The following is a 16,644-nucleotide window of genomic DNA, read 5'->3' on the forward strand; positions in this document are numbered from 1 at the left end:
AAGTATGAGCAGTGAGTTAGTTTATTCAACGGAACTTGGACGGATTAAGACTGAAAACCCTCAGGTTGAGCGTCCTAAAGGCGATGGCATTGTACGAATTCAACGTCAAGTGAGCGGTAGAAAGGGGAATGGCGTTTCAGTCATTACTGGTCTAGATTTAGCCGATGCTGAATTAAAGTTACTTGCCGCAGAACTCAAAAAACGTTGTGGCTGTGGTGGCTCGGTAAAAAATGGTACGATTGAAATCCAAGGTGAAAAACGCGATTTGCTTAAGCAGTGGCTTGAACAAAAAGGCTACAAAGTGAAATTGGCTGGTGGTTAATTCTCCAGTTTGATGGATAAAAAAAAGGATTGAAATGTGATGTTTCAATCCTTTTTGTTTTATATACGTTTGTCGGCTTAATGGTAATAAGCAACAAGAATAGTGGCACTTAGAGCAATAATTGCTAAGGAAAAGAAATTCGGATTAACATAAGCGGTTTTCTTGCTGAAAAATTTTGTCGCAAAGAAAATATAAGCCGCTAAGAACAGCATTTTGAGGACAAACCACATTTCGATGCTTTTATCGAATAAGATAAACATTGCAATACCTGAAACAAGTAATAGGGTATCACTTAAGTGCGGTAGAATTTTTAACAATTTTTTCTCACGCCAATTTTTGCCTTTGAGCTGCATAATCCCACGAATTGACAACAACATAAATGAGACAAATGCACACACAATATGTGTATAAATTAAATAAATATCCATTGTTTCCCCACAAATAAAAAAGCAGTCGCAACGTACTGCTTTTATTTTACTTATTAGTCATTATTCCGCTGAAACTTCAGTATTTTCGACCGCACTTTCAGCATCAAAGTCTTCCGATTCCTCATCGTCCACTTCACAGACACGTTGTAAGCCTACTAGCGTTTCATTTTCTGTCGTACGAATTAAACGTACACCTTGTGTGTTACGACCTATAATACCGATCTCACTGACACGCGTACGGACCAATGTTCCTGCGTCAGTAATTAGCATAATTTGATCGTTTTCTTCCACTTGAGTCGCTGCGACAACTTTACCATTACGTTCGCTCACTTTAATTGAAATCACACCTTTGGTATTACGTGATTTGGCTGGGTACTCAGATAACTCAGTACGTTTACCGTAACCGTTTTGTGTTGCAGTTAAGATCGCACCTTCATTTTTTGGAATCACTAAAGACACGACTTTATCAATGTTCAGATCTAGTACATCATTTGCATTGTCATCTGAAACATCTTCAATTTCGACCGCACTTTCGTCGTCAGAAACATCGTTAGTCAAGGCTAATTTGATACCTCGAACCCCAGTCGCGGCACGACCCATTGCACGTACAGCGCTTTCACTGAAGCGAACCACGCGACCTTGTGCCGAGAAGAGCATAATTTCGTTGCTACCATCAGTGATATCAACGCCAATTAATTCGTCTTCATCACGTAAGTTCAATGCGATGATACCGCTTGAACGTGGACGGCTGAATTCGGTTAAAGCAATTTTCTTCACAATACCGCCAGCAGTCGCCATCACGACAAATTTATCTTCTTCGTAAGCCGTGACTGGTAAAATCGCTGTGATACGTTCATTTTCATCTAATGGTAAAATATTGACGATTGGACGACCACGTGCACCACGGCTTGCCTGTGGTAATTGATACACTTTCAACCAATATAAACGCCCACGACTTGAGAAACAGAGAATCGTATCATGTGTATTGGCGACTAATAAACGCTCAATAAAATCTTCTTCTTTGGTTTTGGCTGCGGATTTTCCTTTACCACCACGACGCTGTGCTTCGTAGTCAGTGAGGGGTTGATATTTCACATAGCCTTCGTGTGAAAGTGTCACTACAACATCTTCTTGTGCGATCAAATCTTCTAAATTAATGTCGCCAGAACTTGCGGTAATTTCAGTACGACGTGGATCGTTAAATTGTTCGCGAATTTGTTCTAATTCTTCACGAATCACTTCCATTAAGCGCTCTGGGCTACGTAAGATGTAAAGGAGTTCACCAATTACTTCAAGCAGTTTCTTGTATTCATCTAAGATTTCGTCGTGACCTAAGTTAGTCAGTTTTTGTAAACGTAAATCTAAGATAGCTTGCGCTTGGACTTCAGTGAGGTAATACATGCCATCACGGATACCAAATTGTTCTTCAAGCTCTTCAGGACGGGCAGCATCAACGCCTGTCGCGGCCAACATATCGGCAACGTGACCTAATTGCCAAGCTTGTGCAATTAATTCACGTTTGGCTGTTTCTGGATTAGGGGCGCGACGAATTAACTCGATGATAGGATCAACGTTAGCTAAGGCAATGGCGAGACCTTCTAAAATATGAGCACGTTCACGAGCTTTACGTAGCTCATAAACAGTACGGCGCGTCACAACTTCACGACGATGTAGCACAAACGCTTCAATGAGCTGTTTTAGATTGAGCAGTTTTGGTTGACCTTTATCTAACGCAACAATATTAATACCAAAAGTGACTTGTAACTGAGTAAGTGCATAAAGGTTATTTAATACGACTTCGCCAACGGCATCACGTTTGATTTTAATTTCAATGCGCATCCCGTCTTTGTCAGACAAGTCAGTAATCGCGCTAATGCCTTCGATTTTTTTCTCTTTGACTAAATCTGCAATTTTCTCAATGAGTTTTGCTTTATTTACTTGATAAGGAATTTCGTGCACAACAATAGTTTCGCTGCCTTTTTCGTCGGTTTCGACTTCTGCTTTTGCACGCACATAGATTTTGCCACGACCCGTTTTATACGCTTCTTCAATCCCTTTGCGACCGTTGATTAGCGCAGCTGTTGGGAAGTCAGGACCTGGAATATACGTCATTAAGTCATCGATCGTGATATCGTTGTTTTCAATGTAGGCTAAACAACCATCTAACACTTCACCTAAGTTATGTGGTGGAATGTTTGTTGCCATCCCAACCGCAATACCAGAAGAACCATTTACTAAAAGTGCGGGTACTTTGGTCGGTAATACTTCAGGAATTTGTTCTGAACCGTCATAGTTAGGCACGAAATTAACCGTTTCTTTATCAAGATCCGCTAATAATTCGTGTGCAATTTTTGTCATACGAGCTTCAGTATAACGCATTGCCGCCGCCGCATCGCCGTCAATGGAACCAAAGTTACCTTGACCATCGACTAACATGTAACGTAATGAGAAAGGCTGCGCCATACGCACAAGGGTATCATACACCGCACTGTCACCATGTGGGTGATATTTACCGATTACATCACCGACAATACGTGCAGACTTACGATAAGGTTTATTATAGGCATTCCCTCCCTCGTGCATAGCAAATAACACGCGGCGGTGTACAGGTTTTAAACCATCACGTACGTCAGGTAACGCACGTCCTACGATAACAGACATCGCATAATCGAGATATGAAGATTTAAGTTCTTCTTCAATACTGATTGGACTAATGTCTTGATGAAGAGTATCTGAGACTAAATCGGTCATTGAAAACTTCCTAATCATTGAGTTTGATTAATCAAAAAATTGGCGGAATTATAGCATAAAATCTGTTGTTCCCCTAATTTTATAGTGAAATTTTATGAGATTTGCGGAATAATAACGCATTGTTTCTATTCAAAATCATAAGAAGAAATCTCATGCAAAATATCGATCAGCAAGAACTTGATAAATTTGAAAAAATGGCAAAAAGTTGGTGGGATCCACAAGGGGATTTTAAACCAATTCATCAACTGAATCCGCTACGTTTAAGCTACATTACTCAACATGCGAAAGGATTGATGGGTAAGAGGGTGCTAGATGTCGGTTGTGGCGGTGGTATTTTGTCCGAAAGTATGGCGAAACAAGGTGCACATGTAACGGGGATTGATATGTCATCAGCGCCCTTGCAGGTCGCGAAGAATCATGCACTTGAAAATGGGTTACATATTGACTATCAACAAATTACAGTTGAAGAATTTCTACAAAATCAGACCGCATGTTATGCTGAAAAAGGGGACGAGGCGAAATTTGATGTGATTACGTGCATGGAAATGTTGGAGCATGTGCCCGATCCAAGTTCAATTATTGCGAGTTGTCAACAGTTATTGAAACCGAATGGTGTGATTTTCTTTTCAACGATTAATCGCACATTGAAAGCTTGGGTGTTAGTAGTACTCGGCGCAGAATATGTGCTAAAAATACTCCCTAAAGGCACTCATGATTATGAAAAATTTATTAAGCCTGCTGAATTATTAAATTGGTGTGATGCTGCACAGTTGAATTGTGTGGATATGGTTGGGTACCACTATAATCCACTAACCAGCAAATTCTGGTTGAATAAAGATGTCAGTGCAAATTATATGGCGAGTTTTCGAGTACAATCTTAAGAGATAAGAAAAAAGCTGAGCGAATGACTCAGCTTTTTTATACAAGTTTGTCAGCAATTATTTTTTGCCATTTTCATCACAGTTATTAATATCGCTGCATTTACCGTAGAGGTATAAGCTATGTGTAGCGAGCTCAATCCCGTGTTGTTTACTGATTTCGCGCTGACGTTTTTCGATAATGTCATCATTAAATTCAAAAACTTTACCGCAATCAACACAGATAATGTGATCATGATGCTCGGTTGGCGCAAGCTCAAAAACAGATTTATTCCCTTCAAAATTATGACGAGTCAAAATATTCGCTTCATCAAATTGATTTAATACGCGATAAACCGTGGCTAAACCAATCTCTTCACCGCGTTCTAATAACATTTTGTAGACATCTTCTGCAGAAAAATGTTCCATCTTATGTTCTTGCATTAATGCTAAAATAGTTAAACGAGGTTCAGTAATTTTCAGCCCAGCTTTTTTCAATAGTTTGATATTTTCTTCAGACATAATTGCCCCTTCTCTCATTTTGCACTTATGCAAGTTCTGCTAAACACATTTCGTCAAAAACCTGTTTAACCCATTTTTCAACACGCTCAGCGGTTAATTCAGGTTGGCGATCTTCATCAATACATAAGCCAACAAACGTGTGATCATCAACAAGCGCTTGCGATACTTCAAAATTGTAGCCTTCAGTTGGCCAGTGACCAACAATGATCGCTCCTTTTGGTTCGATGATATTACGTACTGTTCCCATTGCATCACAGAAATATTCAGCATAATCTTCTTGGTCACCACAGCCAAAAATAGCGACTAATTTATCTGTAAAGTCAATTTCTTCTAGCGTAGGGAAGAAGTCATCCCAATCACATTGTGCTTCGCCGTAGTACCAAGTTGGAATACCTATCATTAAGAAGTCATATGCTTCAATATCTTCTTTTGTACTTTTAGCGATGTCTCGCACATCAACTAAATCACTACCAAGTTGTTTTTGAATCATTTTAGCAATATTTTCTGTATTGCCTGTATCACTGCCATAAAATAAACCAACAACAGCCATTTCGTTACCTATCTTCTTGAGTATTAAAATAATCTTGTAAAATCGTTACGATCACTTCTGATCGACTCACATTCAACGTTGTCGCCAAATCTTCCAGTTGTTCAACTAAATCCGTATGCAATTTTAATTCGACGCGTTTTAATCCACTAGATTTATCACGCTTTAATTGATTCCGTTTGTTGATACGAATTTGTTGTGCACGACTCAGTGGATTTGTTTTAGGACGTCCAACTTTTGGAGTATGAGCAAACAGATCTAATGTGATGCAATCTACGTCTTGTTTTGCCATGTACCAAATCACTGAAAATCTGTGGCTAAGTGAGAATGATAAGCCACAACTAAATTAATGCTGAACTATAACACAATTCATGTGGGATTAAAACACGAATTTCTGTGCGGAGGTCCTATTTATTTGATATTAAAAATCTTTCAATAGCGCGAATAACAAACTCGGGTTTTTCCGCATGAACCCAGTGTCCACAACCATTGATCGTAAAGGCGCTGGCATGAGGAAATTGGGCTAAAATTTGTGAGGTATCTTCGGGCTTAATGTAATGAGAATCGCCACCTCGAATGAAGAGGGTGGGGACTTCGCTATAGCAAGGTTGCCAATCCATAATATGAGGATAATTTTGTTTCAAGCCTGTTAAGTTGAAACGGAAGTATTCAGGTGATTGGTTATCAAAAGATTTGAGCATGAATTGTTGAATTGCCTCTTCGGGAATGTGTTTCGCGAGGATTTTTTTCGCTTCTTGGCGTGTATTCGGTTGCGCGGCTTTAGTTGCAAATAATCCCGCAAAAACGCTATCGTGCCCATGATGGTTATATTGAAGCGGTGCAATATCAATCACAATCAATTTTTCAACAAGATTGGGGAAAAGCGCGGCCATTTTCATGGCGGTTTTCCCGCCCATTGAATGTCCAACTAAAATGACGCTATTCAGTTTAAGATGCGTAATCACGTTTGCCAGGTCCTTTGCCATCAAGTCATAATTCATTTCATTATGGTGAAAGCTTTGACCATGATTGCGCAGATCGACTCGTAGAATTGAATATTTTTCACTGAATGCCCGAGCAATTATGCCTAAATTATTCATATCACCAAATAAACCATGAATAAAAACTAACGTTGGCAGGTTAATTGCTTGTTTTAATTGATGAAACTGAAAGTTCAGTAAAGGTTGTTCAGACATAATTTGTATAGATTGTATATAGAGTATTTGTAAATAAATCGTTATAATGTGGCAAAATCTGAAAGAGATCAAGCAAGTGGAGGAAAAAATGAAAATTATTGAGGTGGATGAAGAGCTTTATCAATATATTGCAAGCCAAACGCAATCTATTGGCGAAAGTGCGTCTGATATTTTGCGCCGTTTGCTTAATTTTTCGAATAAAAATACACAAAAAGTAGAAGTTGTGGTGCCACAAGCAAATGGACAGCAAGAGGTGATGCCAAGCCTTTCACCCGTGGCAGACGCAAAGCCAGCAGCGGAATCTGAGCAAGAGGCGCGCTTAGTTGAGCCTAAAGTGTTGCCGAAGAAACAATCTGATGAGTCCATTCAGCATGTTGTGACTAAAGTGCGTGATCTAATAAACTCAAGTGAATTTCAACAAGAAACGAAAGCGGTTGTACGTTTTTTAAATCTGTTAAAAGTACTTTATCGGACGAATCCAGAGAGCTTTGCGCAAGCAACAGAGTCACTGCAAGGACGTACACGTGTTTATTTTGCTCGAGATGAGGGTACGTTATTGATGGCTGGAAATCATACTAAGCCAAAACAAATCCCAGACACGCCTTATTGGGTAATTACTAACACAAACAGTGGGCGTAAAATGCTGATGTTGGAAGGTGCCATGCAATCTATGCATTTACCCACTGAGCTGATTGACGAAGTTAGAACCTATTTTATTGCAAATTAATCATGTTTCCTTGGCAACAATTTGCACATGATTCAACGAAAATGAACCAAATCGCCTTGCACAATTCGCAAGGCGAGGTTTTTACGTGGCAACAGCTTAATCAACGCATTCAGCATGATGCGGCGCTTTTACAAGCACAAGGGGTATCAGAACAAAGTGGCGTAGCTCTTTGTGGTAAAAATGAGATGACATTACTCTGTCTGTATCTTGCAACAATTCAGCTCGGTGCGCGAGTATTACCGCTTAATCCCGCCTTTTCTCGTGAAAAAATTCAGCAAGTGTGTCTTGATGCAGATATCCAATTTTATTTTTCTTTAATCCCGTTAGTTGTAGAGTGCTGTCAGCCACTTTGCCTTAATCTCGATATTGCTCATGCGATAGACGACCCAATAGTGCGGTCAGATTCTGCCGCGTTTTTACGTCCAGCAACTATGACGTTGACGTCGGGATCGACAGGACGACCGAAAGCCGTGGTACACCATGTACAAGCACACCTTGATAATGCGGAAGGCGTTTGCCAATTAATGCAATTTGGTGAAAAAAATAGTTGGCTCTTATCTTTGCCACTTTATCATGTGTCTGGACAAGGGATTGTATGGCGTTGGTTATTGGCAGGCGCGGTACTGCATTTCCCACAAGCAGATTTTTATGCTTCTGTGTCTGAAGTCTCCCATGTGTCTCTGGTCCCAACTCAGTTACAGCGTTTGTTAACATATTGGCGAGAACACCCGATTCAGCATATTAAAACTGCGCATATTTTATTAGGGGGAGCACAGATCTCCCCTGAGTTAACGCAACAGTTAACTGAGTGGCAAGTAAACAGTTATTCTGGTTATGGCATGACAGAAATGGCATCAACGGTGTTTGCGAAGTTAAGTGATGCAAAGTGCGGAGTAGGGCAACCGTTGATGAATCGAGAATACCAATTAGTTGAACAAGAAATTTGGCTAAAAGGGGCGGGACTCGCGTTAGGCTATTGGAAAAATGGAATGATTTTTCCCCTTACCAATCAGCAAGGTTGGTTACAAACAAAAGATAAAGGTATGTGGTGCGATAATGAGTTGGTTATTTTAGGACGAGTTGATAATATGTTCATTTCTGGCGGTGAAAATATCCAGCCAGAAGAGATTGAAAAATGGATTCAACAATGGCAATTTGTTAAGCAAGTGTTTGTTTTACCGAAAAATGATCTGGAGTTTGGTCATCGTCCCGTTGCATTTATTGAATTTACTCAACCATTTTCACACACATTAGTACAGCAATTACAGGATTGGTTAAGTGACAAATTAGAAAAATTTAAACAGCCAGTACAGTATTTTCAACTGGACTCACAAACCTTACAGCAAGGTGCGATTAAAATTTCTCGGGCAGATTTAAAAATTGAATTAGAAAAATTAGTAGGAAAAAATCAGGAATGAAGAAAACCAGTGTATTCACGACGTTATGTTTTGGCTTGAGCTTATGTTTTATGCTCAATACGCCAATTTTTGCACAGACTCCGACTGAAACGGATATCCAAGCACAACTCAAAATTGCGAAAAGCGCTGATCAAAATGATCCAAACAATAAGATTGCGGTACAAAATTTAGAAGAAACCTTAGCGTTACTGACTAAAGTAGATAAACAAAAAGCGGATATCAAGTCCTTAGAAGCACGCATTGATAGTGCAGCAGAGCAAACACAAAAAGCACAAGAACAGTTAACGCTATTAAAAAATAAAAAAGGTCCAACCGTAATAGAGTTGGAAAAATTGGCGTTAGCGGATTTACAAACTAAATTGTTAACTGCACAACAGCAATTACAACAAGTACAGGCGAATACAACGAATATCAATACCGAATTAGTGACATTACGTACGACACCTGAGCGCGCACAAGTGACCTTGAATGCTAATTTAACGCGTGTACAAGAAATTAATAAGCAGTTGGCTGCGCCCGATATTCAACCTAGCGCACAGCGTAAATTTGAAACAGAGTTAAAGTTACTTGAATTACAAAATGTGTTTAATAAAGTGTTATTGCAGGGAAATAATGTTTTAACGACGTTATATACTGTTCAGTTAGAAGCGAAAAATGTTGAGCAAGTTCAATTACAAGAACAAGTTAAGCATTTGCAAGATGCAATCAATACCAAATATTTAAAAGAGTCGCAAAATCAAGTTGAACAACTAACGAAGTCTCAACAAGATAACAAAGCCACATCGCACCCAGAAATTGCTCGCCAGCTTGAGATGAATGTGAAGCTGAGTCAAGAGTTGGTGCAACAAACGACAGAAATGAATAGTTTGTCTCAAGATAATTTGCGTATTAAAAATGTCTTAAACAATTTACAACAAACACAACGAAATATTGAAGATCAAATCAGCGCGTTACAAGGTTCATTAGTACTATCTCGTATTATTAATAAACAGAAAGAGTTATTGCCACAAGATGAAATGATTAGTGGCTTATCAAAACGGATTACGGATTTACGCGTGAAAATCTTTGATCTGACGGAAGCTCGCGATAATTTGTATGATACGCAAGAATATATTGCAAATCTTGAGAAAAAGGGGCAAACGCATCTTTCTGCAGCAGAAAAGAAACAACTTGATACGGTATTACAAGAACGTCGCAAATTGTTTTCAGATATGATTAGCTTGCTCAATAATCAGCTTAATTTGGTCATCAATATTGAATTGAATCAGAAACAAGTCACATCAATTAGTGATCAATTACAAAGCAAATTGCAGCAACAAAGCTTTTGGGTAAAAAGTAATGCGCCAATGGATTTAGACTGGGTGAAAAATTTCTTACCTGCTTTCCAATTGGAAGTATCAGAAATGATTAAACAAATTAATTTTTCAAATTGGCGTGAGGACCTGATCCCTGCGACGTTGTTGATTGTTTTTTTACTGAGTTTAAGTACATTTATTCAATTACAAAAAGTAAAAATTAAGCAGCGTTTAACGCATATTAACCAAAAAATTAATACGTTAAATTCAGATAGCCAATGGTATACCCCTGAAGCATTGCTTTGGACATTGATCCTATGTTTACCAAGCACCTTACTCTTTTTTGCCTTCTTAGTTTTGATGGTATATATCGGTTTTGAAGAACCATTAAGTGTTGCCAGTTGGGTGTTGAGTATGGTCGGGTATTGGCTATTTTTTGCCTTTATGCTGTCACTATTGCGTCCAAACGGGATTGCTTACCGTCATTTTAATATGCCAAAAGAAAGTGTGGATACGTTCTATCGTGTTTTTGGGCGTTCGGTATGGATCTCGGCGTTGTGGATTAATGCCTCAATCTTTACTCACTTAGAAACGGGGATTACTAATGACGTTATTGGTCAAGTGATCACAATCTCGGTGTTGTTTATTTCACTATTAATCATCGGTCCACGTGTTCAGAATGCAGTGAAATCGTATGAAGATAATGTGGAAGGTCGGGCGAAATCGGTTCATTTTGTGCTCAAATTAGGGCGGTTTTTCTTAGTCGCTGCACCGATTATTCTCATCGCGTTAGTTGTCATGGGATATTACTATACGGCACTCAATTTAATGCAACATCTAATGTCTTCTTATTTTGTGGTCGTAATTTGGTTAGTGTTGAAGAATGTGGTGCATCGTGCGCTTACCGTTTCTTCGCGTCGTTTATCTTATAACCGTATGAAAGATAAATATGAGCAGCAACAATCGTTAACCAAAGTCGAAACGGAAGAAGAATTGGGGATGGGGATTGATTTACAACAAAATGAAATCCTTGGTATCGCTCAAGTCAAAGATCAGATGCTACGTGTAACGGATTTACTGTTAACTGTCTTGCTATTTGGTATGTTGTATTGGGTGTGGGCTGATCTTGTGACTGTCGCATATTATTTACAAGGCGTGACACTCTGGCAGCAAAGCGTGACGACTGCGGCAGGAACGGTAATGGAATCCATTACGTTATTAAATTTATTGCTTGCAGTTGTGATCCTGATCGCCATGTACGCCTTGGTGCGCAATATTGGTGGATTACTCGAAGTGCTTGTGTTTTCACGTATGAGTTTTTCACAAGGTACGCCATACACGATTACGACATTAGCCACCTATTTTATTATTGCGATTGGCGCAGGTTTAGCATTTTCAACACTCGGAATGTCTTGGTCGAAATTGCAATGGCTATTTGCCGCACTGTCTGTTGGTTTGGGGTTCGGTTTACAAGAAATTTTTGCGAACTTTGTGTCGGGATTAATTATTTTATTTGAACGTCCAGTACGTATTGGTGATGTCATTACGATTGGAGAATACTCAGGAACTGTCTCTAAAATCCGTATTCGTTCAACGACCTTAATTGATTTTGATCGTAAAGAAGTGATTGTCCCGAACAAAGCTTTTGTGACAGAACGTTTAGTCAACTGGGCATTAAATGATTCCATTACACGCGTTGTCATTCGCGTTGGAGTGGGGTATGGCTCAGATTTAGAATTAACGAAACGCCTGTTATTGCAAGCGGCAAGTGAATGTGATCGCGTGTTACAGGATCCAGAGCCAGTGGTTTATTTCTTAACGTTTGGTGCGAGCTCCTTGGATCATGAATTGCGCTTATACGTAGGTAAATTAGCTGATCGTAACCCAACGGTTGACTTCCTAAACCGTCGCATTAATCAATTATTTGAAGAAAATGGTGTAGATATTTCATTTAATCAATTGGATGTATTTATTAAAAATCAAACGACAAATGAAGAAGTGAAAATCAATCAACAATGTTTTCCAGTGAAAAAACAAGAAGGATAAAACATGGCGGGAAATAGTATTGGACAGCTTTTTCGTGTGACCACATTCGGTGAGTCACATGGTATTGCTTTAGGCTGTATTGTCGATGGTGTACCGCCTGGAATGACGTTATCTGAAGCAGATATTCAGCCAGATTTAGACCGTCGTAAACCAGGAACTTCGCGTTATACCACACCACGCCGTGAAGATGATGAAGTACAAATTTTATCTGGTGTGTTTGACGGAAAAACGACTGGAACCAGTATCGGTATGATTATCAAAAACGCTGATCAGCGTTCACAAGATTATGGTGACATTAAAGATCGTTTTCGTCCAGGACATGCGGATTTCACTTACCAACAAAAATACGGTATCCGTGATTATCGTGGCGGTGGACGTTCTTCTGCGCGTGAAACGGCAATGCGTGTTGCAGCGGGGGCGATTGCGAAAAAATATTTGCGTGAATATTTTGGTGTTGAAGTGCGTGGTTTTCTGTCACAGATCGGTGACATAAAGATTGCACCACAAAGGATTGGACAGATTGATTGGCAGCAAGTGAATCGCAATCCTTTCTTTTGTCCAGATCCATGTGCGGTCGAAAAATTTGATGAAGTGATCCGTCAATTAAAAAGAGACGGTGATTCGATAGGTGCCAAACTTACCGTAGTCGCAGAGAATGTCCCTGTGGGTTTAGGTGAACCAGTCTTTGATCGTCTTGATGCAGATCTTGCTCATGCATTAATGGGAATTAATGCCGTAAAAGCCGTGGAAATTGGTGATGGATTTGAAGTCGTGACTCAGCGTGGCTCGCAGCATCGTGATGAAATGACGCCAACAGGCTTTTTATCTAACCATGCTGGTGGGATTTTGGGAGGAATCAGTTCTGGGCAACCTATCATTGCAACCATCGCGTTAAAACCGACTTCAAGCATTACAATTCCGGGACGCTCAGTTAATTTGCAAAATGAACCTGTAGAAGTGGTGACAAAAGGGCGTCACGATCCTTGTGTTGGAATTCGAGCAGTCCCTATTGCAGAAGCAATGGTGGCAATTGTTTTACTTGACCATTTATTAAGACACAAAGCCCAAAATCGCTAATCGTTCATTAGTCTGTTGATGGGGATCATATCAAATAAAATCGGTGCGATGCACCAGTGAGATGATGCAAAACATGTTTAAAATAATCGCAATATTGAGCACACTTCTGGCAGTTTGTAGCAGTGTAATCGTTTATGCCTCGCCACAAGAGTGGCAAAAAATTAAACGCCCTATTCCAGGAAAGCCAGAACCAATAGGGGGGTACTCAAATGGCTGTATTATTGGGGCGCAGGCATTACCTTATAAAGGGGAAGGCTACCAAGTTATCCGTAAAAATCGCAATCGCTATTATGGTCACCCTGATATGATTGACTATTTGCGACGTCTTGGCAAAAAAGCGAAAGCTGCGGGATTACCAACGATGTTAGTGGGCGATATTGCGATGCCAGGTGGTGGGCGTTTCCTCACAGGGCATGCCAGTCATCAAATGGGATTAGATGCGGATATTTGGTTACGCATGGGGACGATGTCTGATAAAGATGCGCTAAATTCCGATGGAAAAGGATTGTTAGTCGTCGATCGCAAAGCGCAACGAGTGGATGAAAGGGTATGGAATCAACACCACGCTACTTTGATAAAATTAGCCGCCCAGGAGCCAAACGTGACGCGAATTTTTGTGAACCCTGCGATTAAACTGAAACTGTGCCAAACGGCAGGTCAGGATCGTGCGTGGTTACATAAAGTACGTCCTTGGTTTGGGCATGATTCACATTTTCACGTCCGTTTAGCTTGTCCTCAGGGCGCAAATTATTGTGAAAACCAAGCCCCTGTTCCAGCAGGAGATGGCTGTGGTGCAGAACTGTATTCTTGGTTTGAGCCCCCTAAACCTTCAAAAACGCCAACTGAGCCGAAAACGATTCCTCAAGCGCCGCCGTTATGTCAACAGGTGTTAAATGCACCCAATCGCAATGAATGGTTGGAATAGGGACGCGAAATGGAGATCGGGATCGATATTATTGCGCTGTTATTTGTTGTGGCGTTCGTTGCGGGCTTTATTGACGCCATTGCAGGAGGGGGAGGACTCATTACTATTCCTGCCCTATTGATGACAGGTATGCCGCCTGCTTTAGCATTAGGTACCAATAAACTACAGGCTTGTGGTGGATCATTTTCGGCGAGCGTGTATTTCTTGCGTCAAAGAGCGGTCAATTTATCAGAAGTTTGGTTAATTTTATTCATGACTTTTGCTGGCGCGTCTCTCGGTACGATCTTAATCCAACTGGTAGACAGTTCCATGATTAAGAAAGTGCTCCCTTTTTTGATTTTAGCGATTGGCTTTTATTTTTTACTGACGCCTAAATTAGGCGATGAAGATCGTCAAACACGTATTACTTATCAAAAATTTGCCTTTACGGCGGGGTTGGGAATTGGTTTTTATGATGGTTTTTTTGGACCAGGAACAGGTTCTCTGCTGAGTCTAGCCTTTGTGATGTTGCTCGGTTTTAATCTTACAAAAGCAACCGCACATGCTAAAGTATTAAACTTTACGTCAAATATTGCGTCATTGATTTTCTTTCTTATCGGTGGACAGATCTTATGGTCTGTGGGTTTGGCGATGATGGTGGGACAAGCCATTGGTGCAAATTTAGGGGCGAAAATGGTGTTGACTAAAGGGAAATCTCTTATTCGCCCAATGGTTGTACTAATGTCCTTTATCATGACCATTAAAATGGCATATGATCAGGGTTGGTTTAGTTAAATAGGAATAAGCATGTCAGAAGAAGATACACGTTTAACTGCTCGAGTAGGCTATGAACCCCATTTTTCGTGGTCTTATTTATTACCTCGATATTGGATGATTTGGTTAGGTATATTCGGTCTCCTTGTTCTTGCTTTTGTTCCGTTTCGTTTGCGTGATTGGTTGGCACGCAAAATGGGTCTCGTTGTCGCTCGTAAGGCTAAAAAACAAGCACATCGTGCAAAAGTGAATTTGCAATATTGCTTTCCGCAATGGAGCGAAGAGAAACGTACGCAAGTGCTTGAAGAAATGTTTGTGATTGTCACACAAGTTATGCTCGGAATTGGTGAAGTCGCGATTCGCTCTAAAAAACACTTGCAAAAACGGAGTGAGTTTATTGGATTAGAGCACATTACACGAGCTCGTGAACAAGGTAAAAATATCATTTTATTGGTTCCACACGCGTGGGCAATTGATGCATCAGGAATCATTTTACATACACATGGTATGCCCATGACTTCTATGTATAACCCCCATCGTAATCCATTAGTTGATTGGTTATGGACCATTGCTCGCCAGCGTTTTGGGGGGAAAATGCATGCTCGTCAAAATGGAATTAAACCGTTTTTGAATCATGTGAAACGAGGGGATATGGGCTATTACCTGCCTGATGAGGATTATGGTGCAGAATTGAGTGTGTTTGTTGATTTTTTTGCTACATATAAAGCTACATTACCAGGCATAAATAAAATGGCTCGTCTCGCTAAAGCCGCCGTCATTCCCATGTTTCCGCGCTACAATGCGTCCTCTGGTAAATATGAAATGGAAATTCATCCTGAAATGGTACTCACTGACGATCCAGAACAGTCTGCACGTGCGATGAATGAAGAAATAGAACGTTTTGTTACGCCTACACCTGAGCAATATGTTTGGATCTTACGTTTATTAAGAACACGTAAAGACGGCGCAGATATTTACCGTGAGTAAGATAAAGCAGATCGTATTGATTATTAAAACACCATACGATCTTTTTCATTTTTCGAGTATTGATATAAAAAGCATCTAAAAAGCCGAGAAAACGCAGAGAAAGGTTTGAGTTAGGATCATTTTTTTGCGACAATGAAAGGCAAATTTTTGATTAAGTTTTTGTAAATTAAGTGAGCTTTTATCAACTTGAAAACACAAAACTTTTTAGTTTTTAACCGCACGTTTAGGCAAAACAATGAACAATAAATTAGCGTTAATTAAATCTTCCATTAAGTCTATTCCTAATCATCCTAAAGAAGGCATCATTTTCCGTGATATTACGAGCTTGTTAGAAGTGCCAGAGGCGTTTCAAGCTGTCATTGATCTCATTGTAGAACGTTACAAAGATAAAAAGATTACAAAAGTCTTAGGAACTGAGTCTCGTGGCTTTATTTTTGGCGCCCCTGTTGCCTTAGCTCTTCATGCCCCGTTTGTCTTGGTCAGAAAACCAGGTAAATTACCACGTGAAACAATTTCACAATCATATCAATTGGAATATGGGCAAGATACTTTAGAAATTCATACGGATTCAATTACTCAAGATGATAATGTGTTGATTATTGATGATCTATTAGCAACAGGTGGAACGATCGAAGCCACTGCGAAATTGGTTAATCGTTTAGGGGGAAAAGTCCAGTACGCTGCATTTGTGATTAATTTGCCAGATTTAGGCGGAGAAAAACGCTTAAATAATTTAGGGATTGAAACTTATACATTAGTGAATTTTGAAGGTCATTAATTAATCGTACCAGGC

General features: G+C 39.9%; 15 protein-coding genes and 1 pseudogene. 10 read left to right on the top strand and 6 right to left on the bottom strand.

The genetic code is table 11. The features are described 5' to 3' along the window. Window positions 1–4: 4 nt before the first annotated feature. A complete protein-coding gene (gene yciH, locus ACWIT3_RS05560) occupies window positions 5–322 on the top strand; it encodes a stress response translation initiation inhibitor YciH (protein ID WP_457161790.1) in 318 nt (105 codons plus the stop codon). Between the two features lie 77 nt (window positions 323–399). On the opposite strand, the gene ACWIT3_RS05565 is transcribed toward yciH, so the two are convergent. Together ACWIT3_RS05565 and gyrA are read right to left on the bottom strand one after the other, a co-directional pair. Beyond that, complete coding sequence (locus tag ACWIT3_RS05565) at window positions 400–750, bottom strand: SirB2 family protein (RefSeq protein WP_457161791.1); 351 nt, start codon at window positions 748–750, stop codon at window positions 400–402. A 60-nt stretch (window positions 751–810) separates the two neighbouring features. Further along, window positions 811–3,501, bottom strand: coding sequence for a DNA topoisomerase (ATP-hydrolyzing) subunit A (gene gyrA, locus ACWIT3_RS05570; protein ID WP_457161792.1), 2,691 nt, complete (start codon window positions 3,499–3,501; stop codon window positions 811–813). Between the two features lie 152 nt (window positions 3,502–3,653). On the opposite strand from gyrA, the gene ubiG reads away from it, so the two are divergent. Then, complete coding sequence (ubiG, locus tag ACWIT3_RS05575) at window positions 3,654–4,382, top strand: bifunctional 2-polyprenyl-6-hydroxyphenol methylase/3-demethylubiquinol 3-O-methyltransferase UbiG (RefSeq protein WP_457161793.1); 729 nt, start codon at window positions 3,654–3,656, stop codon at window positions 4,380–4,382. Window positions 4,383–4,439: 57 nt separating this feature from the next. On the opposite strand, the gene fur is transcribed toward ubiG, so the two are convergent. The 4 genes from fur to ACWIT3_RS05595 all read right to left on the bottom strand — a co-directional run bounded on the left by fur (window position 4,440) and on the right by ACWIT3_RS05595 (window position 6,623). Further along, the gene (fur, locus tag ACWIT3_RS05580; RefSeq protein ID WP_046338692.1) at window positions 4,440–4,880 is read right to left on the bottom strand and encodes a ferric iron uptake transcriptional regulator; all 441 of its coding nucleotides are present in this window, start codon (window positions 4,878–4,880) and stop codon (window positions 4,440–4,442) included. A gap of 25 nt (window positions 4,881–4,905) precedes the next feature. Continuing rightward, window positions 4,906–5,430 carry a flavodoxin FldA gene (fldA, locus tag ACWIT3_RS05585; protein WP_457161794.1) on the bottom strand — a complete coding sequence of 175 codons (525 nt, stop codon included), beginning with the start codon at window positions 5,428–5,430 and terminating at the stop codon, window positions 4,906–4,908. A 4-nt stretch (window positions 5,431–5,434) separates the two neighbouring features. Further along, entirely contained in the window at window positions 5,435–5,719 is a 285-nt protein-coding gene (gene ybfE, locus ACWIT3_RS05590) for a LexA regulated protein (RefSeq protein WP_046338690.1), read from the bottom strand. 115 nt (window positions 5,720–5,834) lie between these two features. Continuing rightward, window positions 5,835–6,623: an alpha/beta fold hydrolase gene (locus tag ACWIT3_RS05595; protein WP_457161795.1), complete on the bottom strand. Its 789-nt coding sequence runs from the start codon at window positions 6,621–6,623 to the stop codon at window positions 5,835–5,837. 88 nt (window positions 6,624–6,711) lie between these two features. Here ACWIT3_RS05595 and seqA point away from each other — a divergent pair, with 88 nt between their 5' ends. From seqA to apt, 8 genes and pseudogenes are all read left to right on the top strand, one after another. Further along, entirely contained in the window at window positions 6,712–7,350 is a 639-nt protein-coding gene (gene seqA, locus ACWIT3_RS05600) for a replication initiation negative regulator SeqA (RefSeq protein ID WP_457161796.1), read from the top strand. A gap of 2 nt (window positions 7,351–7,352) precedes the next feature. Continuing rightward, window positions 7,353–8,768 carry an o-succinylbenzoate--CoA ligase gene (gene menE, locus ACWIT3_RS05605; protein WP_457161797.1) on the top strand — a complete coding sequence of 472 codons (1,416 nt, stop codon included), beginning with the start codon at window positions 7,353–7,355 and terminating at the stop codon, window positions 8,766–8,768. Beyond that, a complete protein-coding gene (gene mscK / locus ACWIT3_RS05610; RefSeq protein ID WP_457161798.1) occupies window positions 8,765–12,109 on the top strand; it encodes a mechanosensitive channel MscK in 3,345 nt (1,114 codons plus the stop codon). Before menE ends, mscK begins: the two co-directional genes overlap by 4 nt. A 3-nt stretch (window positions 12,110–12,112) precedes the next feature. Further along, window positions 12,113–13,186, top strand: a complete 1,074-nt coding sequence (gene aroC / locus ACWIT3_RS05615) for a chorismate synthase (protein ID WP_457161799.1) — start codon at window positions 12,113–12,115, stop codon at window positions 13,184–13,186. A gap of 130 nt (window positions 13,187–13,316) precedes the next feature. Next, a pseudogene (gene mepA / locus ACWIT3_RS05620) lies at window positions 13,317–14,111 on the top strand (penicillin-insensitive murein endopeptidase); the annotation flags it as partial. A gap of 9 nt (window positions 14,112–14,120) precedes the next feature. Continuing rightward, window positions 14,121–14,885 (top strand): TSUP family transporter, encoded by a 765-nt coding sequence (locus ACWIT3_RS05625; RefSeq protein WP_457161800.1) that lies wholly within the window; start codon window positions 14,121–14,123, stop codon window positions 14,883–14,885. Between the two features lie 12 nt (window positions 14,886–14,897). After that, complete coding sequence (gene lpxM / locus ACWIT3_RS05630; RefSeq protein ID WP_457161801.1) at window positions 14,898–15,851, top strand: lauroyl-Kdo(2)-lipid IV(A) myristoyltransferase; 954 nt, start codon at window positions 14,898–14,900, stop codon at window positions 15,849–15,851. A gap of 235 nt (window positions 15,852–16,086) precedes the next feature. Then, the gene (apt, locus tag ACWIT3_RS05635) at window positions 16,087–16,629 is read left to right on the top strand and encodes an adenine phosphoribosyltransferase (protein ID WP_457161802.1); all 543 of its coding nucleotides are present in this window, start codon (window positions 16,087–16,089) and stop codon (window positions 16,627–16,629) included. Window positions 16,630–16,644: the final 15 nt, after the last annotated feature.

This window comes from Pasteurella sp. P03HT (assembly GCF_054052285.1).

Coding starts and splice junctions, on each gene's coding strand:
- yciH (WP_457161790.1), top strand. CDS start 5: ATGAGCAGTGAGTTAGTTTATTCAACGGAACTTGGACGGATTAAGACT.
- ACWIT3_RS05565 (WP_457161791.1), bottom strand. CDS start 750: ATGGATATTTATTTAATTTATACACATATTGTGTGTGCATTTGTCTCA.
- gyrA (WP_457161792.1), bottom strand. CDS start 3,501: ATGACCGATTTAGTCTCAGATACTCTTCATCAAGACATTAGTCCAATC.
- ubiG (WP_457161793.1), top strand. CDS start 3,654: ATGCAAAATATCGATCAGCAAGAACTTGATAAATTTGAAAAAATGGCA.
- fur (WP_046338692.1), bottom strand. CDS start 4,880: ATGTCTGAAGAAAATATCAAACTATTGAAAAAAGCTGGGCTGAAAATT.
- fldA (WP_457161794.1), bottom strand. CDS start 5,430: ATGGCTGTTGTTGGTTTATTTTATGGCAGTGATACAGGCAATACAGAA.
- ybfE (WP_046338690.1), bottom strand. CDS start 5,719: ATGGCAAAACAAGACGTAGATTGCATCACATTAGATCTGTTTGCTCAT.
- ACWIT3_RS05595 (WP_457161795.1), bottom strand. CDS start 6,623: ATGTCTGAACAACCTTTACTGAACTTTCAGTTTCATCAATTAAAACAA.
- seqA (WP_457161796.1), top strand. CDS start 6,712: ATGAAAATTATTGAGGTGGATGAAGAGCTTTATCAATATATTGCAAGC.
- menE (WP_457161797.1), top strand. CDS start 7,353: ATGTTTCCTTGGCAACAATTTGCACATGATTCAACGAAAATGAACCAA.
- mscK (WP_457161798.1), top strand. CDS start 8,765: ATGAAGAAAACCAGTGTATTCACGACGTTATGTTTTGGCTTGAGCTTA.
- aroC (WP_457161799.1), top strand. CDS start 12,113: ATGGCGGGAAATAGTATTGGACAGCTTTTTCGTGTGACCACATTCGGT.
- ACWIT3_RS05625 (WP_457161800.1), top strand. CDS start 14,121: ATGGAGATCGGGATCGATATTATTGCGCTGTTATTTGTTGTGGCGTTC.
- lpxM (WP_457161801.1), top strand. CDS start 14,898: ATGTCAGAAGAAGATACACGTTTAACTGCTCGAGTAGGCTATGAACCC.
- apt (WP_457161802.1), top strand. CDS start 16,087: ATGAACAATAAATTAGCGTTAATTAAATCTTCCATTAAGTCTATTCCT.